Genomic DNA, 22,544 nt, shown 5'->3' on the forward strand with positions numbered 1-22,544 from the left:
TTTTCTTTTAATTCTTAGCTTTTAGGAGTTTCCAGCGTTTCTGAAGTGATAACACCCTGTAATTTTCCTTCCTTGAAAAGACCAGTTTTGACAGTTGTTCCGGGTTTTAATTTTAAGGGAATACTATACAGTTTACTTTTAGCAGTAGGGTTGCTTCCGTCAACTGTAAAGTAGATAACGCCATCCCACTGTTTATGAAGACTCACACTAAAGTTCTTATGCTTTTTGTCGCATTTAGCGTTTATTTCAATGTTATAAATAGTTTTTGCATAATTAATTCCCTGATATTCATAACGTATTAATTGCTCAGGTAACCGCTTTTTAAAACTCTCCCAATCTTTGTGCTCCTCCCCACTCCATACCACTTCAGAAAGTGCGCTAATTCTAGGAAAAACCATGTACTCGCGACTGGCATCTGTAGGTAAATACTCTGTCCATAAATTAGCCTGTGCTCCCATAATATAGTTGCCTTCTTCAGCAGTTAAAACTTCTGGAGTTGGCTTATAAGAATACACTTTATCTAGCGGAAGATAACCTCCTATATTTAAGGGTTCTTGCTGAAGGTCGCCCTGCGCATGATCAAAATACAAATGTGATCCCGGGCTCATCACTACGTGATGCCCGCTTTTTGCAGCAGCGATACCTCCTTCTTCACCACGCCACGACATAACCGCAGCATTAGGAGCAAGACCTCCTTCAAGAATCTCATCCCAGCCAATAATTTGCCTTCCCTTTGAATTTAAAAATTGCTCTACCCGCGTGATAAAATAACTCTGTAGCTCGTGCGCATCTTTTAGACCTAACGAGTCTATCTGAGACTGCACACGTGGTGATTGCTCCCATTGATCTTTTGGAGCCTCATCGCCGCCTATATGAATAAATTCTGAAGGAAAAATATCTATGACTTCGGTCAATACATCTTCCATAAAACTAAAAGTGCTGTTTTCGACATTTAAAATATCAGGAAAAACACCCCAGGTTGTTGATGGCCTAACAGTCTTACCGGTTACTCCCAACTCAGGATATGCAGCCACCGCAGCAGTAGAGTGCCCGGGCATCTCAATTTCAGGAACAACGGTTATATACAAATTTTTAGCGTAAGCCACGATTTCTTTTGCCTCTTCCTGAGTATAAAAACCGCCATAGCGCTTCCCATCATATTTACCGGTACCGTAATGACCTACAAGCGTAGAATCACGAAAAGCACCTACTTCTGTTAATAAGGGATATTTTTTTATTTCTAAGCGCCAGCCCTGATCCTCGGTTAAATGCCAATGAAAGGTATTCAACTTGTGCATCGCCATATTGTCAAGATATTCTTTAATAAATGCAATCGAACTCACGTGGCGCCCGGTATCTAAGTGCAAACCCCGCCAGGCATATTTTGGAACATCGGTGATACTCACAGCAGGGACAACCCAATCAAAAGCACGTATAATTTCTTTTTTTACGATCTCGGGAGGTAAGAGTTGTATGAGCGACTGCACCCCATAAAACAAACCTGCAGGCTGTTTTGCATTGAGCGTGATTTGTTTTGTATTAACTTCAAGTGTGTACCCTTCATTCCCTAAATCACTCAGCGAATCTAATTGAAAGGCAACTGCATATAATGTACGCTCATTAAAATCTGAAAGTGGCTGAATAGGAATCATCATCCCGCTTACTTCTCGTAGCTTTTCCTGTAAACCCTCAGCTATTTTATAAACTTCGGTATTAGAGGTATCTACATAAAATGTAGTTTTCTCATCAAATTGAAATTCACCTTCCTTGACTTCATATTGGCTAGGAATAGGAATTATAGATAATACTTCTTCCTGTGCTGTAATTTTTCCGCAAAGCGAAAAAATAAAAACCAGTATTGCTGCATATTTTAAACCTGAAGTTATTCTCATGTTGCTATATTTTATTGTAAAAAATTACAAGTAACCCTATAAACTTAATACACTTCTACATTAGAAATTAACGGACACGCCAAGGCTTCAGTAATTTCTATTTTGAGTTTTGTAGTTGCTACACCATTTAATTTTAAAATGCGTTTGTATCCTATGGTTGTTTGATTTGCTACAGGCTTCCAGCTATCGTTTTCCCAGACTGAAACCGTAAATGCAGCTACACGCTGACCCAGTGTAATATATTCCTGAAGTACTAAGTAATTTAGTGTTTGTAAAGAATCCCAAGTTAATTCTATGCTTCCAGTGGTAACACCATCGTTTGTCGCCCAGTAGGTATCTTTATCTGCATCAAGCACATTACTTGCTGCATAGGTATCACTCTTACCTCTTGATGTACTTGCTAAAGCTGTTGCTTTTTTGGCAAGATTTACTGCAAAAACAGAGTCTAAAATACTACGGAAGCCTTTTAAGGCTGCAACATCATTCTCATGAAATAACCCACGACGATCTGGAGGAATATTTAATAACAAGGTAGAACCGCGACCTACCGATGTGAGATACAGTTCAAATAAATTTTCTGGGGTGCGCACTAGCGAGTCTTCTGAAGCATGGTAAAACCAACCTGGACGAATTGAGGTATTTACTTCTGCCGGTACCCAGCTTTTCCCGCCTTTAGCTCCTGATTGTAACAGATCTTCAATACCCGATTTACCTGCATAAAGCGTATCTACATTAATTGTATTCCAATGTGTTTCTCCTCCTATCCCGCGCTCATTTCCTACCCAACGTAAATCTGGTCCTGCATCACTAAAAAACAAAACCTTAGGCTGAATTTCTTTAGCCATTGCAATGGTCTGTGGCCAGTTGTAATAATTCTCACGATCTATTTTGCGTTCTTCATTAGCTCCGCCATAATAACCGTCACCCCCATTTGCACCGTCAAACCACATCTCAAAAACAGAACCATAACCGGTAAATAATTCTTCGACCTGTTTGCGGTAATAGTCTACGTATGAAGATTCGCCATAATCCGCTCGATTACGATCCCATGGTGATAAATACACCCCAAATTGCAATCCGTATTTTTGAGCAGATTCAGATACCTCTTTTACTAAATTCCCATTCCCTTCTTTGTACGGACTCGCAGCAATATCGTGCTCGGTATAGTTAGAGGGCCATAAAGCAAAACCATCATGGTGTTTTGCTGTTAAAATCGCGCCTTTAAAACCCGCATCTTTTAAGGTAGAAAACCACTGGTCTGTATCTAATTCTGTAGGATTAAAAAGTTCTGGAGACTCATCCCCGTAACCCCATTCTTTATCGGTAAACGTATTGATCGTAAAATGAATAAACGCATTCATTTCCATCGCATACCACGCAAGCTGTTCTTGAGAAGGCACTGCTCCAAAAGCTTCCGGAGGAGTTTCTTCATTAGAGTTTTTACAGGAAGTTAATCCTAATAATAACAATACAAGTAACGTGGTTATTATACGATTCATCGGTATTATTTTTTAAATGAAAATGCCAATGCCGCTGTTCCAGCTCTACGTATCTCTGATGGAATCGCTACTGTAACTTTATCGTCTTTAACAGTATATTTTAAAGATTTACCGCTGCTCACTAATTTTAGAACACTTCCTTTCTTGGGTAGATTTCCTTTCCAGGATACACTTTTAGGAGCATCTCTGCCTTCAGGAATTAAGGTAATTGCAAAAGTCTCTTTATCATTAGCCGTAAAATACGTATCTCCATCCTGAAAAGTATCTATAGCATGAGTATTATAGATCGCAGTACTGTTTGCATCAAGCCAGTCTCCTATTTCAGCAAGAATAGGTAATGCATCTGGAGGTAATAAGCCATCTGGTTGTGGTCCAACACCCAGCAACATATTTCCGCCTTTAGCAACCACTTCTACCAGACTGTGAATCACTTTGGTTGAAGTTTTAAAATCATCATTGGGTACATAACCCCAGTTGTTTCCTAAGGTCATACAGGTCTCCCACGGGTTATCCAGTTTCGTATCCGGAATTTTACGTTCGGGGGTTTGATAATTCTCATACGGACCGTGAACGGTGCGGTCTGCAAAAATAATTCCCGGTTGGGCCTCACGGGCCATCTCCGCAATACGCGGCATATTTACTTCCTGGTCCCACTCTGGGATAGGCGCTCCCCATGCTCGCACTTCGTCATTTACGGTTTCTTTAGGACGCACCCAGCCACCATCTAACCATAAAATATCGATCTGCCCGTAATCGTGCATCAATTCGCTAATCTGGTTGAAGGTAAAGTCTTGATAGGCTTTCCATTTTTCAGGATATTTACGAATGTCATAATTCACATTACGGTCTGGCGTAGCATATTTATCCCACCAGAAATCCTGATTGTGCCAGTCTGGTTTAGAAAAGTAAGCACCTATCATAAAATCTTTCTTTCTAAATGATTCAAAAACATACTTAGCCACATTGGCTTTAGGGTGGTTTTTAAAGGGCCCGTTTGTTATTTTATAATCGGTTTGCTGGGTATCAAACATATTGAAACCGTCATGATGCTTAGTTGTAAAAACCACATATTTCATCCCGGCTCCTGCAGCAGCATCTGCCCAACTATCGGGATCAAAATTCACCGGATTAAACACCGAACTCAAATTCCAATACCACTTTTTGTAGTCGTTATACGCCATGCCTTCCGGTCGCTCAAGCCACGGCTCAGAGCAAATTTGCCAGGATTCTATAATTCCGGGAACCGCATAAACTCCCCAGTGTATCAGCATTCCGAACTTTTGATTCCCCCAGTTTTCAAGCTTGGCTTTCACTTGTGGATCTACTGGCGCCTCATAAACTTCAGAGCGTTCATGTAAATTACCTCCCTGAGCGAATAAGCCTCCACTGCAGGCTAGGGAACCTGCTAGTGCGGCTAAACAATAAAAGTATTTAGGATATGAAAGGATGCGCATAAAATTTTATTTAGATTTTAATAGTATAGTTTCCGTAAGCTTAAAACTGTCTTTAAGTCTAATATCTTGAGAGGAAGCGCCTATTTGCACTTCAAAACTTCCGGCTTCTGCCACGTGTTTCATTTCAGCATTATACAACGCCAACTCTTCGGGCGTAAGTACAAATTTTACTGTTTTGCTTTCGCCTGGCGCTAAATGTATACGCTCAAAACCCCGCAATTGTTTTACGGGTGTCACCACACTGCTCACCTCGTCTATCAGATACAATTGAACGACTTCATCACCGGCAACTTCACCTGTATTTTTTACAGTTACCTGCACTTCTATTTGTGTAGATTCATCAGTTCCGCTTTGCGAAATTTTTAAAGTGGAATATTCAAAAGTAGTATAGCTCAACCCGTGCCCAAAAGCATATAAAGGTTTTGAAGATTCTTCTACATAGTCACGGCGCCTGGGCCACCAGTGGTTGTAATAAACCGGCGTTTGACCTACAGAACGAGGAATCGAAACTGGCAGGCGACCCGCCGGGTTATAATCACCAAATAAAACATCTGCCAACGCGTGTCCTCCCTGAGAACCCGGATACCAAGTATCTATAATCGCCGGAATATTTTTGGCAGGCCAATTTATTAAAAGAGGTCTGCCGGTAATCAACACTAATATTGTAGGAGTCCCTGTGGCTTCTACAGCCTTGAGTAACTCGAGTTGTTTTCCCATTAAATCTAAGGTAGAACGATCGTAGCCTTCGCCACTTTCCATATCACTAAGCAGTTCATCTTTTTTTGAAGCTACAGTAGCTGCCCCTGTTTCCAGATATTCGGTTTTAAAATCACGTGCACTAGAGCCACCTAAAACCACAATAGCTACTTCTGCATTTTTTGCCGCCGCAACAGCTGCAGGAATGTCGGTTTGAGTGGTATCGCGTATCGCTGTCCCTTTTACGTAAGTGATTGTAGCATTAGACATTTTTGCACGTATTCCCTCAAGAGGTGTTACGATAAACTCGGGATCTTGTGGAGCCGTGTAGTCACCCAGCTGGTTATACATCGTATCTGCGTTGGGACCAATCACAGCAATACGTTTAATTTCTTTGGAAAGCGGAAGTAAATCGCCTTCATTCTTCAAAAGCGTAACCCCTTCTAGTGCCATCTGTTTTGCGATAGCTATATGAGCTGCATTGCGAACAACCTTCTTAGGCTTCTTTAAATCCACATAAGGATTCTCAAAAAGTCCCATTTTAAACTTCAACCGAAGCACATTTTTTACGGCCTCATCCAGTCGGGTTTCAGTTACTTTTCCGTCCATATAAGCTGTAAGCAAAGCATCATCAAATCCGTTCCCGCCCAGATCTACATCTACTCCGGCATTCATTGCTAAGGCTGCTGCATCTTCTAAAGTCGCTGCTGCGTGATGGTCATTTTTTATACCTTCAATACTTCCCAGGTCAGAAACCACAAAACCTTTAAAGCCCCATTGATCACGAAGCAAACCCGCTAATAAGCTTTTATGAGAAGTACTGGGAATCCCGTCTACCGAACTGTAAGCGGTCATTACAGAAAGCACTCCGGCATCTATTGCCTTTTTAAACGGATACATATAATCTTGCATCAATTCCCGCTGCCCAATATGTACAGCTCCACCATTATGACCTCCCTCTGAAACTCCATATGCAGCAAAATGCTTTAAGGTCGATATTACTTTTTCTGAATCATGTATACCATCACCACCCTGAAAACCTTTTATCACCCCCAATCCCATTTGAGCAATCAAATAAGGGTCTTCTCCAAAAGTCTCTTCTACCCGCGACCATCTAGGTTCACGTGCTAAATCTAGTATAGGACCATAACCAATGTGTGCACCTTGAGCGCGTAGCTCTTGAGCAACAGCAACTCCCATTTTTTCATTCAATCTTGGGTTAAAGGTACTCGCCTGAGCAATCGCACTTGGAAACTCGGTTGTGCCTATTGCCATATGACCGTGCATGGCTTCCTCAGCTAAAAATAAGGGGATACCTAAACGGCTTTCTTCTACAGCTACTTTTTGAATTGCATTCGTTGCTTTTGCGGCAAGCTCTGGGTTTAATCCATTTACCAGTGTTTTTTGCGTCCAGGGATCTGCACGCAAAACACCCCATAAAGCTCCTATTTTTTGATTTTGAATGGCATTTTTAAGTTCCTGACTAGCTTTTACCTTATCACCCGTTTTTGTGTACATTTTCCAGCCTAAAAGCGTGGTTAATTGCCCCACTTTTTCTTCAATCGTCATACGATTAACTAAATCTGAGACTCGTTGTTCTACAGCTAGTTTAGGGATTTTATAGTCGGCGTTTGCCGGGATTTTATCCTGAGCAGAAAGTTGTGCCACTGCAACAAGCACAGTAACAGCGGCAATCAACCTCTTCAAATAAATAGAATGCATAGAATTTTGTAATGTTTTCTGAAAAAAACTGCTAATAACTCACACTTTATATCTGAGTTATTACAATACATCCTTTAAAGCTAACAGATTACTTCAGTTTATTGAAAAATAATCGCTGAATAACTACAGAGCGTAGCTTAGTGACTTGAAGAATTAAAATGACTTTTGAAAAGAATTGTCTAATAGACAGCTAACTTAAGATGTGTTTACGGATAACTAATTCAATTTTTAATTTTTCCACATTAAACGTATAAAAACCACCAGAAAGAAACCAAAAAACAGCCAGTCATTTACACCATACATCGAGAAAAATAGCCCCGCTAAAGTGTCTTTCTTATAAACTTCGGAAAGATTGTGATTGAGCAACCAGTTAATCCAGATGATACCATAAATCAATTTTTCAATAACAAAGACACCCACAAGCCATTTTACATGTTGATAGCTTTTGGTCACCGAAATATATGCCAGTCCCCAAATAACAATCATCAACAACCCAAAATTTGACATGACTACAGGATCGTATTCAGTAATAACGGGGTTTGTAAAGAATTTTGAAAATACCAATACAGACATATTCATAAGTCCGCCTGCGATAAAACCCTTAGAAATAACAGCTTGTTTAATAGTCATCGTTGCGTTGTAAAAAATTCAGAAACCTTGAAATATAGGTTTAGTAAATTACGCTATTTAAAACCAGAATTGGTAGAACTTAAATACAAGGGAATGTTTAACTCAGAAATAATTACGACATCTAAAACTTAAACCTTCTGCTGAAACTTTAAATTTAATCCAGAGCAGTAATGCTTAAAATTCGAACTCCAATAAAACAATCATCTGCACAGTTATCTTCAACATAACCGGCTAATGAAATTAAGCCGTTATTCTTGGCTTCAAAATATGAGGTAAAGCCTTTTTGCTTCACGAGCCATTTCTGAACCGCTTTAGTATAAATTTCATCTAAAGTTAACGTAGCAGCTGCCGGTGTATCTTCGTGTGTATTTAACGTAGTTTCAGTTTCAGACCACTGTTTCTGATCTTCGGGAAGAGTATTGGGACTGCCACCCACATAAGAAAAATCACGCTGAGTGACCATCCCATTTGTAACTGTAATTGTAGTTTCCCAGGAGTAATCTGTAAAAACCGAGCCTCCACCTACTACATATTTATAGGTGTTAGCAGACTCATTTTTAAAAGTCAACCAGCTCTTAAAGCTGGTCTTATATTCACTATTAAAATTTAAATCATCGTCAGAAGCACACGAAATTAACGTCGTATTGAATACCAGAAAAACGATTAAATAATAATAGGGTTTCATAACTGTTTGATTTTTGATTGCATCTTGTAGATGCAGCAAACTGCTTTTAGTTGCGTTAAATTAATTAATGTCTCAAAAGAAAAGCAGCACAGTTAAGAGCTAGAAAAAAAAAAGCGCTCTTTCGAACGCTTTTTAACCAGAAACAAATTTAAAAAAAACTCAAAAAACTCGCGTTTTTATGCGCTTCCATAGTTTTACCAGAACTAAGGTTGAAATAAGCGTGAGTGCTGTTAAGATCGTGGCTTGAGTAAAGTACCCGTATATCCAGTAGCCGGTGCTAAACAGTGCACCATATATAGTAACGCAACCTACCAAAGTGGCTAGTATTCCTGCTGGCACAGACCACTTTTGGGTATTGGTAATTAAATTATTTCCTTCTTTACTGGCTCGCTGAATAATGCGTTGCCAGCCCGGTCCACCGGGTTGCGTTTGCTTGTAGAAATCAAATAAGGTTTTGTCTTTTTCAGGTTTGGTTAAAAAGGTAACCGCAACCCACACTACGGTCGTTAACAATACGATCAGCGGATAGGTTGACCAGTTTGGAAGCATCCCATCTTCTTGGGTAGTACCAAATAACAACAAGCCTAACGGACTAAAATTAAATAGTATTGAAATTACTCCGGAAGAAAACATTGCCGAGATTTCGCTCCACGCATTGATTCTCCACCAGAACCAACGCAGGATAAATATAAGTCCGGTACCCGCTCCAAACATCAAAATTATATTGAATAACTGATACGCGTTAGTAAGCACCAGTGCCAGTGCCGAACTCACTACCATTAACATTACGGTAGAAATTCGACCTACATTTACCAGTTCTTTTTGAGAGGCTTCTTTCTTAACATAGCGGGCATAAAAATCGTTTACCACATACGACGATCCCCAGTTTAAATGCGTTGATATGGTCGACATATAAGCTGCAATTAACGAAGCCATAACCAGTCCTAATAAGCCTGTTGGTAACTTAGTTAGCATCGCCGAATAGGCTAAATCATCTCCCAGTTTACTTTCTACAATGTTGGGAAATGCCTCGTGAATACTAGCAATATCAGGATATACAACTAGAGAAGCTAAGGCTACTAAAATCCACGGCCACGGGCGTAATGCATAATGCAAAGCGTTGAAGAAAAAGGTAGCGCCTATTGCGTGATTTTCATCTTTTGCAGCCAGCATACGCTGAGCGATATATCCACCGCCACCGGGTTCTGCCCCGGGATACCACGCGCTCCACCACTGTACCGCAAGCGGAATAATAAGTAAGGTAACCACTAAACTTGTATCACTAAAGTCTGGCAGAATAGCTAGTTTATCTATAACTTCAGGATGTGTCATCAGTCCGCTCATACCGCCAACTTCTGGTAGATTCACACAGTAATACGCAGCTCCTATTCCTCCTGCCATAGCGGCAAAAAAGAGAATAAAATCGGTGTAAACCACTCCTTTGAAACCGCCAATGGTACTAAAAATAACCGTTACCAATCCTGCATAGCCTATAGTTTCTAACGGACTCAACCCTAACATAATTTGACCGATTTTTATCGCCGCCAAAGTCACAGCACTCATCGCCAAAACATTAAAAATAACGCCTAAATAAATAGCTCTAAATCCGCGTAAAAACTTTGCAGGTTTGCCACCATAACGCAATTCGTAAAATTCAATATCTGTATTTACCCCAGATTTACGCCAAAGCTTAGCATATACAAATACGGTAAGCAAACCGGTGATTAGAAAAGCCCACCACACCCAGTTACCACTTACTCCCTGATTACGTACAATATCAGTAACCAAGTTAGGTGTATCTGTAGAAAATGTAGTGGCAACCATCGAGATTCCCAGTAACCACCACGGCATATTTCTACCCGATAAAAAATATTCTGAAGAGCTCTTACCTGATTTTTTTGCGACCAGTAATCCTATGATTAAAGTGATTGCAAAAAAGCTGATGATAATGGCATAATCAAGCGTTTCTAGAGCTACCATACTATCTATTATTATTGGTATTGTTATTACTATTTTAGATTCTTTAACTGATGCTATTTTCAGTATTCTTTTTAGAAATGATAGCGCATAAAAGCTTCCATTGCGGCATATTGTGCCAGTCCTAAATCTCTGTATTTCTGAGCCGTTTCTTTGTTTCGGTCTTCTGCACGTACCCAAAATTCGCGTAAATCTTCTCCCTGAAACATTACTCCGTCTTTTTGAGACTGGTGGTAAAATATCGCCTGTCGTTTTTTAAGCACCTGATCCGGGCTCATAGGTACGGCCATTTCAATCTCGTGCATTTCAAACTCGTGCCACGCACCGCGGTACAACCACACCCAGCAATCGCTCATATACGCTTCTTTTTTGAGCTGCTCGAGGGATTCAAAAATAATATCAAGACAGACTTTGTGGGTTCCGTGGGGATCGGCGAGATCGCCCGCAGCATAAATCTGATGCGGTTTTACTGTAGAAATAAGCTCGTTTACCACAGCAACATCCTGCTGCGACATTGGGTTTTTCTTAATGCTTCCTGTCTCGTAAAACGGAAGGTTTAAAAAGTGCACCTGCTCGTCTGCAACGCCTTCAAATCGTGTAGCTCCCAGAGATTCACAACGCCTGATTAAGCCTTTTAACTGGCGTACTTCTAGAGGATCTACTTCATTACGCTGCTTGTTTTTAATTTGCTCTGCAATTTTACTGAAACGCTCACAATCGTTATTACCCAATTGTGCGGCTACTTCAGCAAATTTCAAGGCTTCGGTATCGCTTACTGCAATATTTCCACTGGTTTGATAAGCGATATGCACTTCGTGTCCCTGTTCTACCAGACGGTCAAAAGTGCCTCCCATAGAGATTACATCATCATCAGGATGCGGACTAAAAATTATTATTCGTTTTTTGGCTGGGGTAGCACGCTCAGGACGGTTAGTATCGTCTGCTCCCGGTTTACCTCCCGGCCAGCCGGTAATCGTATGTTGCAACTTGTTGAACATCTCTATGTTCAGGTTGTATGCAGAGCCCTGTAACGCCAGTAAGTCTGACATACCATGGTCGTTGTAATCTTTATCGGTAAGACTTAATATTGTTTTGTTTGTTTTTTGGCAAAGCCAAAAAACAGCCTTTGCAGTAAGTTCTTTAGTCCAGTCACAGGTACCTACCAGCCACGGCGTTTTTACTCGGGTAAGTTCTGAAGCTGCGGCGTCGTCCAGTACAAACGTGGTGTTATCGTGTTCCTGTAAGTACGTTGCAGGAACCGTAGAAGAGATTTCTCCTTCTATAGTTTCTTTTAAAATCTCGGCTTTATTTTGTCCCCAACCTAAGAGCACAATACGGTTTGCATTAAGCACTGTATTGATTCCCATCGTGATGGCTTTTTTAGGAACATTAGAAATACCTCTAAATGAACCTGCAGCATCTGCACGGGTTAAATAATCTAAAGTAATCATTCGGGTACCCGAATTAAAATGCGAGCCCGGCTCATTAAAACCTACGTGACCCGTCCTACCTATGCCTAAGAGTTGAAAGTCTAATCCACCAGCGGCTTTTATTTTAGCTTCATAACCAATGCAATAGGGTTTAATCGCTTCCTGAGCAATTGTACCATCAGGAATATTTACATTTTCTGCAGGAATGTCTATATGATTGAATAAATGCTCGTGCATAAAATAATGGTAACTCTGTACATCAGACTTATCCATAGGCCAGTATTCATCAAGATTGAAGGTTACAACGTTTTTAAAACTTAAACCTTCTTCCTTATGCATACGCACCAACTCAGCATACACATTAATAGGCGATGAACCGGTTGCTAAACCTAACACACACTGTGCTCCCGCAGCTGCTTTACTACGAATTAAATCTGCAATCTCGTGTGCTACGATAACCGAAGCTTCACCAGACCGCGAAAAGCTGATGTTGTGGATTTTTTCAAAACGGGTCTCTTCAAATTTACCCGCCGGTTCATAATTTATAAGTGTCGAATTCTTAACGCTTGTTTCCATAATGATTCTGCTAAATAGTTCTGCTAAAAACTAATATTCAATAACTGTTTTAAAAACCTCTTTCATACTAAAAGAAGACTTTTAATTTTCTGATATGAAATTCTAATTTATCTTAATATTTTCAAAAAAGATTCGATAGACAACGATTCTAAAGGTCTAAATAACATTTGGGTTATTTAAAATTTATTTCGTGTATTTACGACAGTAGTATTTATTCAAAAATTACGTGGCCTGCCTTCACCCAATTTTTATGAGAGATAAAATTGTCTTTTAAAGGCTTACCATCAATTTTAAAATTTGCATCCATATCTGTTGTTGCATCACTTTTCCTTTCGATCAACAATGATTTTTCAGAATAAAAATCTGAGTTTAGGTGAATTGTAATAGTCTCAAATTGGGGTTCAGACAGGGTGTACATAGGATCTGCAGGCGTCATAGGATAAAATCCCATCATTGCATAAATTAACCAGGCACTCATTGTACCGGTATCTTCATTACCCGGTAATCCTGCCGGCTTATTGGTGAAATAGGTATCAATTAACGAAGCAACTTTCTCTCGTGTCTTGTGCGACTTACCAGGCAGGTAATTGTATAAAAACGGATAAGCAATATCGGGTTCATTTGCCATATCAAATTGTTGCTCACTAAAAACCGCATCCAGTTTTTCTTCAAAAGCTTTTGCACCACCCATTAACTTAATCATTCCGTTAATATCATGCGGTTGCATAAATAAATACTGCCACGCGTTGCCTTCTATAAAACCCGGATTTTCTGTAAAATTTGCGCCCGCTAACGGGTCAAATGGTGTATACCAGCTGCCATCAAGCATTTTAGGTTGTAAAAAACGGCTCTCTTTATTGTATAATTTCTTATAAGAAAGTGATCGTTTTTTAAAGCGCTTAGCATCCTCTTTTTTACCCAAAGATTCTGCTAATTGCGCAATCGCAAAATCGGCTATATTGTATTCTTGAGTGGTAGAAACAGGGCCTTTTATATGCGAATCTACACTTACATACCCGTTATCTATATACTCGCCTAGACCGGGACGCAACGGATTATTCTCACGAGTATCGGCACTTTTTAGCATAGCCTCGTAAGCCTTATTGATATCAAAATCTTTAATGCCTCGTAAATAGGTATCTGCAAGAACTACAGCAGCAGGATCGCCCACCATCGTAAAAGTTTCGGTAGCATTAAGCTCCCATTTAGGCAACCATTCATTCTGATCATAAATATCGAGCATTGAATTCACCATATCTAATTGCTCTTGTGGATATAACAAACTCATTAATTGATGATAGTTGCGATACGTATCCCAAAGCGAAAACACGGTATACCGCGTGCCATCTGTATGCTTTACAGCACGGGTTTTCATCGCCGGATATTCCCCATTACTATCATTTAAGATACTGGGAGCTACCTGCGTATGATACAAAGCCGTATAGAAAATAGTTTTATCATCGGTGTTGTCGCCGGTAACTTCAACCACATTTAATTTATCATTCCAGGCTTTTTGCGTTTTTTTATACACCTCATCAAAAGTAGCATCACCTACTTCGGCATCCAGATTTTCACGCGCATTATCAATACTCACATATGAGATACCTACTTTCATAACCACTTGTGTTGGCGCTTCAAAATCATAACTAAAATAAGCACCTATGCTATCTCCCACGATCTCTCGCATAAACTTTTCTTTAATACGGGTCTTGCCATTATACGTCATCCACTCGGCTTCTACGCCTTTGTATTTTTCGGGTTTATCCCAAATACCATAATCTTTTGCTTCGGTGGAAAGGCGCGCGACAAAATAAACAGGATAGGCGCCCTCTGCATTGTTGTAGCAAAATGAACCTACCATACGATAGCCTTCTACATCATTAGCCGAATTAATTTTTAGCATTGCCCCGTGTTCGTTAGTAAGCCCCAATCCTAAATTGAGCAGAATATTAGATTTCCCTGCGGGAAAACTATAGCGACTCACACCTACACGCGTACTAGCAGTCAACTCTGTTTTAATAGCATATTTATCAAGTTCTACCCCATAATAACCGGGTTTTGCAACTTCATTTTTATAGGTTGTTCCGTATTTTAAATAATCTGTTTCGAGCGCACCTGTGGTAGGCATACTTAAAATAACACCTAAATCTGGGCAGCCTACACCGCTCATATTTACGTGGCTAAACCCCGTTAAAAACGTGTTCTCACTCACATATGGGTTAGACAACCAGCGGCTGTCTTTTTCTAATGTATTTTGTTTTCCTGCTACGTTAAAAGGGGAAACACTTGCCATACCGCGTGGTGCAATTGCTCCTGGATTTGTAGCTCCAAAATTAGAAGTCCCTATAAATGGATTTACATATTGGGTATAATCTACTTCTTGCGCATTCGCGAAAAACACAGAGATTAAACTAACGAGCAGCAGTGTTTTCTTGTTCAATATCATATCCTTATTTTTGGGATTATTCCACTAATATTTCGTCTAAAAAGGTAAAAACTCCTCTTTTATTTTCTGGAATATACGTAGTGATTTCTACTTTTATAAATTGTGCCTTTTGCACTTTAGTGTCTACTGTAAATGTTTTTAATGTTGATGCCCCATTGGCTTTAAATAGGTGTTCTAACTGACCAACTGTTGCATAATTAATCGAATCTTTTGACACTGAAACTTTAAAATCTGATGGGAAATAAATGCCCGCACCTTGATTTTCTAAAACTCCTATACGTACTTTAGAAAATTCTTTAACCTCATTGAGGTCTATAAGCAGCGTTACAGGTGTGGCTAACCAGCCCAGCCATTGCCCGTCGTGAAAATTCTTAGAACCGCGTAGCACATTAACTAATGTCGCACCACCTGCTCCCCGGTAGTTTCTGTGCGGTTGTTCTACCAATGTAACTGTAGCACCTGCTGCTTTATGAAAATTAAATGTTTTAGATAAAACGCGACCTGCGGGGGCTCCATTTTCAAAAACTGCTGCAGTAAGTGTGGTTGTAGAATCTATCGTAAATGGCTCATTATAAACTTTAGCATTAGCATTTAGCTCTTCGTTATCTAGCGCATACAATACTGATGCCTGAGGCATTTCTGAAGCAAGCGCTAAACGAATTCCGCCAAAGACTGTGTCGCGTTCTGCAGTTGCTTCCACATTATAAACGCTACGCGAATAATTAACTCCTAAAGCATCTAAACGTGGCAAAAAGCGTTGTAGCCGCGAAGTATAGTCTTCCCATCCCGGTTTAGAATTAGCAGACCAAAGCACTTCTGCAAGCGCTGTTATCCTCGGAAAAATCATATACTCAGAGTCATCTTGCGTGGTGATATACTCCGACCATAAATTAGCCTGTGCACCCAGCACGTGATTTTTTTGACTTACGCTCATTGAGTCTATTACAGGTGAAAAATCATACACCTGCTCAAGGGTGTTCATCGCATCAAAGGCTAAGGGCTCTACATCAGGATTGCCCTGATAAAAATTAAAATACATCGGATTTTCGGGAGTCATTATCACATCGTGACCTGCCTTTGAAGCTTCCCAGCCTCCTTTTGTACCACGCCAACTCATAACCGTTGCAGATGGTGGCAAACCACCTTCAAGAATCTCATCCCAACCTATTAACACCTTATCATTAGCTTCCAGAAATTGCTCCATACGTTTCATAAAATAACTTTGGAGTTCGTCGGTATCTACCAGATGTTCTTCTTTCATACGACGCTGGCAATCGGGACAGGTTTCCCAGTTTGTCTTTGTGGCTTCATCACCACCCACGTGTATGTATTTTGATGGAAAAAGCGGCATTACTTCGCTAAGTACCTCTTCTAAAAATTTGAAAGTAGTTTCTTTTCCGGGACAGTAAATCTCGGTAATAGGCCATACCCCACCACTGGGCACACCTATAGATTGCTGTGTACAGGATAAAAATGGATATGATGCGATAGCACTCATCACGTGAGCCGGCATCTCAATTTCGGGAACTACTGTTATTCCGCGTTGTGTAGCATATGCTACGATCTCTTTTATATCTTCCTGCGTATAAAACCCGCCATACGTACCGTTCTCATCAGAATTATTTTCTGATCTGGCGTTCCAATGCTTGTCTTCCTGATTTACTCTAAAGGCTCCTACCTCGGTAAGTTTGGGATATTTCTTAATTTCAATGCGCCATCCCTGATCGTCTACCAGATGCAGATGCAGCGTATTCATTTTTAGCATCGCAAGGCGATCTATAGTTTTTAAAATGTAATCCTTCTCAAAAAAATGTCTGGAAACATCAAGCATTAAACCGCGCCACTTAAAGCATGGCGCATCTTCTATTGCAAGATTCGGAATATAAAAACTATCTTTTTCTCCTACTTGTTTTTGTTCAATATGAACCGGAAGCAGTTGGCGTAAAGTTTCTAAAGCATATCTAAAACCTGCGGAAGAAGCAGCTTTGATATCTATAAACTCAGAAGTTACAGTTAAGGAATAGGCTTCGGTTTTTAGATTTTTATCAACGGTAAATTGCACATAATTAGCAGCAGGAGCTTGCTGTTGTATTTCTAAATTCCAACCGGCACTTGATTTAAATTTATTACGAAATGCAGTTGTAACCGACTGTAAACTGTCTGAAATCACAAAAACGGTTGCTTCAGTAAATTGAAAGCTTCCCGGGTTTAATGTAAGCTTTTGCGGTTGCGGGATTAATGCCAGATCTTCAGATTTAAAAACCGGTTCTTTCTGCTGGTCACAACTCAAAAAAAACAAAACAAGCAAACCGATTAAAAAATAATTTTCTTTCATAGCATACGTTTAAGCATTTTTAAAACCTCTTAAAAAGCCAAATCTGAAATTACAAGACTGCCAGAGAACCTTTGTAAATTCAGATTTAGTTTTAAAACCAATTTTTTGCCTTAAAAATGAGTTTTAGTTTGCAGCTTTAATTACAGCTAATTGCTCATCTGTTAACGCGTTTCCGTCAAAAAAAGCGGCTCCTTTTGCGCCGTTATCTTTAGCTTGTTGTATAGCTTCTGCTAATTGCTCCGGACTCATTTCCGGAACATATATACCGGTATGCAATTCCGTTTTGGATCCTTCAAGATCTTTAACTCCCTGGCGGGTTGCAAAACCTATCCAATCTATCTCTTCATTATAAAAGTTATTATAAATCATAGGCAATACCACATCTATGTTCCATTTATCCCAACGCTGGCGTACCATATGGTCTGCCATTTCGGGGTATGGAAAAACCGCCCCGGTAAGTAACTTTCCATTTTCATGAACAATTTTATAGGCATCATCAACCACTGCTTTTATTTGATTTAAACGGAATTGTTTCCACTCCATATCAATTGCAGTATTGTGAGATTCTAGCGGGTTTTTATGATGCTCCTCTTCAAACTTTGCTATACAAGAATCACAATAGCAGAAATCATATTCTGCAAGCTCCTCATCCTGTACAAGGTCATATTTAGGCAACAAACCTATAGGCAAAAACACATCTGGGAAACGTATGTAGTCCAGGTGAAAACTCGTCACACCTTCTACTTTACTCATCTTGTCAATTAAACCTAAAACATGCTCTCTAGATTCTTTACGGGTAGGACATAAAAACTGATAGTAATCTACATAAGGGCGGGTTTCAAAACTAGACTCACCATTACGATTTACGACATACCACTCTGGATGCTGCATTGCAATAGAATCTCCGGGGCGGTTCATTGTAAACATCCACGCGTGAACTTCAAGACCTTCGTTAACTGCTAAAGGAGTTAATCGCCCCAGCAAATCTGCATCTGCATTGGTATTAATTAAAACAGCATCAATACCATTATCACTGTATTTTTTAAATTCTGTCGTGTACGACTCATCAGTACGGCTGGCATCTGCAGTCATCCAAGTCCAGAATTTAAAATCTTTAGCCGTCTCTGTTACTTCTTCTGCTTTTTTCTTGTTCTCTTTAGGATGCATATTGTCTATGCAAGAGGTCGTAGCAACGATAGCTACAAGCATCATAAATAGATGTTTTAATCTCATAGTTGTATTATTTAATTTTTGAATAGTTCCCGTCTTCTCGTATGCTGTACACCGCATTAGAGAACGGACTTTCTACTGTTATTGACCAGCCGTACGTATGGTTTTCTAATACTGGTGTAATTGTTTTAGTTTCTAGCTTAAATGTCTGCGCCTGCAGCTCTTTTAAATGGGTTGCCCAAACTTTATTTTTTGAAAAATAAGCTTTTTGCTTTCGGTACAACTCATATAATTTCCAACGTATTTTCTCGTCCTGAGGAATTGTAAACACAACTTTTTCAGTAGGTGGTTTAGCGGAAAAATATACATAGCCCCAATGCTCGGGTTCATGCATATTGATCACTCCTTGCGGTGACCAAACCCAATTATATTCAGGCAGAAAATTGCCAGAAGCATCTTTTTTCCGGCTGTATTTTCCATTTTCTAAAGTGTGATCCCAGTTTACTCGAGAAAAATTGATTCGCCAAAATTTATCTATTGGTAAATCATTTGATCCGCTTGCTTCGGTCAAAACTGTCCAAGGGATAGCTATTTCTACACTCCAGCTTGTATCTATATCACGAGGGTCATTTAAAGTACCATTAATAGATACCGCAGATTGTAATCCCTGTATATCCCAACTATCTAAAACCGGAGCAGACTCGCGATACGGTTTGACCAGCAATAAATCCCATACCGTATTGAGTGCGTTCATTTCAAACTCGTAGTAGTTATGCGTATCCCCATCGGGGTCTATAAATATTTCAAAATCGTTATTGTAGAATATTACGGTATCGCGTTGTTTAAGGGTTGCCCAAATGTGCGGTTCTTTTAATTCTGCATAGAAATACAGATTCTCATCATCCCACAACATTTTGACCCGGGTTTGATATTTTGGGGTTTTCACACCTTCAATATCAATAAACTCTTCAGAAAATTCTGCTTGCTGCCACACCGCTTCATCCCCTTTACCATCTATAATTACCGGCGCTTCAATATGATGCGCAACATAAGAACGGGGTATATTTTTTTGGGCTACGCCCGAAAAACCAGCAAGAAGAGTTAAAAGTGTAAAGCTGTATTTCAGCATAATTTAAAGACTATTAGTTTTTACAAAGTCGATGATTTCGCTCAATTTACCAAAAGCCACCGAAGTTACCGTATCTGCTGCTCCATAATATAATGCCACTTTATCTTCTTCTATAGAATGCAAGGTGGCACACGGAAACAATACATTTGCCACATCGCCTACCAATTCATAAGGTGCTGCCGGAGCCAACAAATACGGCTGACTGCGGTATAATACTTTATCTGGATTGTCTATATCTAGTAATGCCGCTCCTACCGAATACCTAAACCCATTACAGGTATTAATTACTCCATGGTAAAACAACAACCAGCCTTCATCGGTCAAAATAGGCACTGGCCCTGCTCCAATTTTTGTACACTGCCAGGCACTGTCTACAAACGGAGTTACTTTCATCACACAACGGTGTTCTCCCCAGTATTTCATATCGGGGCTGTAGCTGATGTAAATATCACCAAAAGGCGTATGCCCATTATCGCTAGGACGGCTCAACATAGCATATTTACCATTTATTTTCTGTGGAAATAAAACACCATTACGGTTAAAAGGGAGAAAGGCATTTTCGCACTGAAAAAATTCTTTGAAATCAAAAGTATAACCTATACCTATAGTTGGGCCGTGATAGCCATTACACCAGGTAATCCAGTAGCGGTCTTCAATAAAACACACGCGCGGATCGTATTTGTAATCAGACTCAATCATTTCGGTATTACCAGCGCCAAATTGAATAGGATCGTGATTGATATCCCAGTTGATTCCGTCTTTACTAAAACCTGCAAAAATATTCATTTGCACTGCTTTATTATCACATCTAAAAACACCCGCATAGCCGTCGCCAAAAGGAACTACAGCAGAGTTAAAAATACTGTTAGAACTTGGGATGGCATAACGATCTATAATTGGGTTTGCATCATAACGCCACATTACATCTGTATTGTTTGCGGGTCTATCTTGCCAGGGGATTTGGGTTGTACTCATAATCGTATTTATCTTATCATTAATCCTTATTAAAAGGCATTTTAATTGTTTTATATTAATCTAATTTTTTGACCTTATCGAGCCAGGTAAATTTTAATATTAGTGTCGTGATTCCAAATATTAAAAGGCTTATCGCTGTTTTATTATAATCTCTTACTACAAGAAAAATAGGCAGTAAAATCATACTCGACTGCCATATTATACCTACTGCACAGTTGAGCATATCTATACCAAAATCCTTATTCTTACCTACCTGTTCGGTTTCGGTAAGTTGTTCCCGTACCGGTTTCCACCAGCCCCAGGGATGCACCGATGTATAAAAACTTTTAAGAGTTGCAATAGCCGTAGGTGGTGTAAAATAAGTTCCTAAAAATGAACCTAAAAGTGAAAATCCAAATATTACCGGGAATAAGTATATAGCAGGAATTTGTGCATATTGATACAATAGTGAACCTTCTTCATATCCCGACGCTCCCTGATCTATAATATATTGTAAAGTAGCTACAATTAGTCCTGTAAGCATTCCCCAGAAATATCCCCAACCGTTAAAACGCCACCAGATCCACTTTAAGAAATTGGCGGCTACATAACCTCCATAAAGTGCACTCGTAATCCATAAGGTGATTGAGTTTATAGAATCTGCAAAAAAGCCCATTATAACACCAAGAATCACCACTGCGAAAGAGGCGATATGACTCGCTTTTACATAATGATTATCTGAAGCTTCTGGTTTAAAGTATTTTTTATAAATATCATTTACGATGTAGGCGGGTCCTGCATTTACAAATGCTGAAAACGTTGACATAAATGCAGCAAGTAGCCCTGCGAGCATTAATCCTTTAATTCCTACGGGAACGTGATTATTAATAACCTGCGGTAAGATTACTTCAAGATCATTACCACTAATACCACCTCGCGCAGCAAGTTCTGGAGCAATAAATACAAGACCTAATAATACAATTGCCGCAATCATTAAATACCTGGGAATAAACAGTACTAGATTTGTAAATCCGCTCATATAGGCAGCATCTTTTACCGTACGGGTTGATAAAATACGCTGCATGTCATAACTGGGTGTAGGCCCTGCAATACTTGCAAAAATTCCTTTAAACAAACTCATTCCCACAAAGGCTCCAAACATCTTATAGCCTTGTGAATCTATTAGTGCATTAAAACTTTCAAAGTCACCCGCCCAAAAACCGGTGAGCTCACTACCAAATGCCACATTAGACCATTCTGCAGGAATAAGCGCAGTTACCTGCGCATCTGTAAATGCATAAAAAGTATATCCTGCTACCAGAACACCTGCCAATACCATAATACCAAACTGCAATACTTCAGTAGAAACCACAGAGAACATTCCGCCTTTAATCGTATAAATGGTAGTTAAGAAAATAAGCACGAGCGCATATACCTGTTCGGAATTTAAAAGCTGCATTTCTGCGATCACCAGACTCACATCCCAGGGGAGAATCACGGTCATAAATTTACCTACTCCTTCAAAGAAATAAGCGATAAAACCTACCGAAGCCACTACTGCAAATATGGCTACAATAAGATGCGAGGCACGGCCTGCTTTATCATCACCAAAACGAGAAAGAATCCATTCAGAACCGGTCATCACGCCCGATCTTCTAATCCATACGGCCAGAAACATCATCACAAAAATCTGATTAAATATGGGCCACATCCACATAAACATGAAGCTTTTTACGCCATATAAAAACAAGATTCCCACCATCCAGGCAGTTCCCGAAACATCAAACATCCCAGAACCATTACTAAGCCCGAGATAGTACCATTTTATACTTTTACCCCCTAAGAAATAGGAGTCTAACCCTTTTGAAGCTTTCTTAGCCACCCACACACCTATACCGATGGTAGCCAGCAAATAAACCACAATAATTAGTACATCTATACTGTTCATC

General features: G+C 39.7%; 14 protein-coding genes. All 14 read right to left on the minus strand.

The window, feature by feature from the left end:
* Nucleotides 1–14: 14 nt before the first annotated feature.
* The 14 genes from P164_RS11650 to P164_RS11715 all read right to left on the minus strand — a co-directional run bounded on the left by P164_RS11650 (nucleotide 15) and on the right by P164_RS11715 (nucleotide 22,543).
* A complete protein-coding gene (locus P164_RS11650; protein ID WP_051621341.1) occupies nucleotides 15–1,892 on the minus strand; it encodes a beta-N-acetylhexosaminidase in 1,878 nt (625 codons plus the stop codon).
* 44 nt (nucleotides 1,893–1,936) lie between these two features.
* Nucleotides 1,937–3,391, minus strand: a complete 1,455-nt coding sequence (locus P164_RS11655) for an alpha-L-fucosidase (RefSeq protein WP_028376556.1) — start codon at nucleotides 3,389–3,391, stop codon at nucleotides 1,937–1,939.
* Nucleotides 3,392–3,396: 5 nt separating this feature from the next.
* Nucleotides 3,397–4,845: an alpha-L-fucosidase gene (locus P164_RS11660; RefSeq protein ID WP_035899789.1), complete on the minus strand. Its 1,449-nt coding sequence runs from the start codon at nucleotides 4,843–4,845 to the stop codon at nucleotides 3,397–3,399.
* A gap of 6 nt (nucleotides 4,846–4,851) precedes the next feature.
* Nucleotides 4,852–7,263, minus strand: a complete 2,412-nt coding sequence (locus P164_RS11665; RefSeq protein WP_028376557.1) for a glycoside hydrolase family 3 N-terminal domain-containing protein — start codon at nucleotides 7,261–7,263, stop codon at nucleotides 4,852–4,854.
* A 228-nt stretch (nucleotides 7,264–7,491) separates the two neighbouring features.
* Complete coding sequence (locus P164_RS11670) at nucleotides 7,492–7,893, minus strand: hypothetical protein (protein WP_028376558.1); 402 nt, start codon at nucleotides 7,891–7,893, stop codon at nucleotides 7,492–7,494.
* Between the two features lie 154 nt (nucleotides 7,894–8,047).
* A complete protein-coding gene (locus P164_RS11675; RefSeq protein WP_028376559.1) occupies nucleotides 8,048–8,578 on the minus strand; it encodes a hypothetical protein in 531 nt (176 codons plus the stop codon).
* Between the two features lie 159 nt (nucleotides 8,579–8,737).
* A complete protein-coding gene (locus P164_RS11680) occupies nucleotides 8,738–10,558 on the minus strand; it encodes a sodium:solute symporter family protein (RefSeq protein WP_028376173.1) in 1,821 nt (606 codons plus the stop codon).
* A 71-nt stretch (nucleotides 10,559–10,629) separates the two neighbouring features.
* Entirely contained in the window at nucleotides 10,630–12,561 is a 1,932-nt protein-coding gene (gene nagB / locus P164_RS11685) for a glucosamine-6-phosphate deaminase (protein ID WP_028376560.1), read from the minus strand.
* A gap of 211 nt (nucleotides 12,562–12,772) precedes the next feature.
* Entirely contained in the window at nucleotides 12,773–15,007 is a 2,235-nt protein-coding gene (locus P164_RS11690) for a GH92 family glycosyl hydrolase (RefSeq protein WP_035899791.1), read from the minus strand.
* Between the two features lie 16 nt (nucleotides 15,008–15,023).
* Complete coding sequence (locus P164_RS11695) at nucleotides 15,024–17,342, minus strand: family 20 glycosylhydrolase (protein WP_028376562.1); 2,319 nt, start codon at nucleotides 17,340–17,342, stop codon at nucleotides 15,024–15,026.
* A gap of 123 nt (nucleotides 17,343–17,465) precedes the next feature.
* Nucleotides 17,466–18,575, minus strand: coding sequence for a putative glycoside hydrolase (locus P164_RS11700; protein WP_028376563.1), 1,110 nt, complete (start codon nucleotides 18,573–18,575; stop codon nucleotides 17,466–17,468).
* 7 nt (nucleotides 18,576–18,582) lie between these two features.
* A complete protein-coding gene (locus tag P164_RS11705; RefSeq protein ID WP_035899793.1) occupies nucleotides 18,583–19,641 on the minus strand; it encodes a carbohydrate-binding family 9-like protein in 1,059 nt (352 codons plus the stop codon).
* A 3-nt stretch (nucleotides 19,642–19,644) separates the two neighbouring features.
* Entirely contained in the window at nucleotides 19,645–20,616 is a 972-nt protein-coding gene (locus tag P164_RS11710) for a glycoside hydrolase family 130 protein (protein ID WP_028376565.1), read from the minus strand.
* Nucleotides 20,617–20,671: 55 nt separating this feature from the next.
* The gene (locus P164_RS11715; RefSeq protein ID WP_028376566.1) at nucleotides 20,672–22,543 is read right to left on the minus strand and encodes a sodium:solute symporter family protein; all 1,872 of its coding nucleotides are present in this window, start codon (nucleotides 22,541–22,543) and stop codon (nucleotides 20,672–20,674) included.
* Nucleotide 22,544 lies beyond the last annotated feature (1 nt).

The sequence above is a fragment of the Leeuwenhoekiella sp. MAR_2009_132 genome (assembly GCF_000687915.1).
In the GTDB taxonomy this organism is placed as follows: Bacteria; Bacteroidota; Bacteroidia; order Flavobacteriales; family Flavobacteriaceae; genus Leeuwenhoekiella.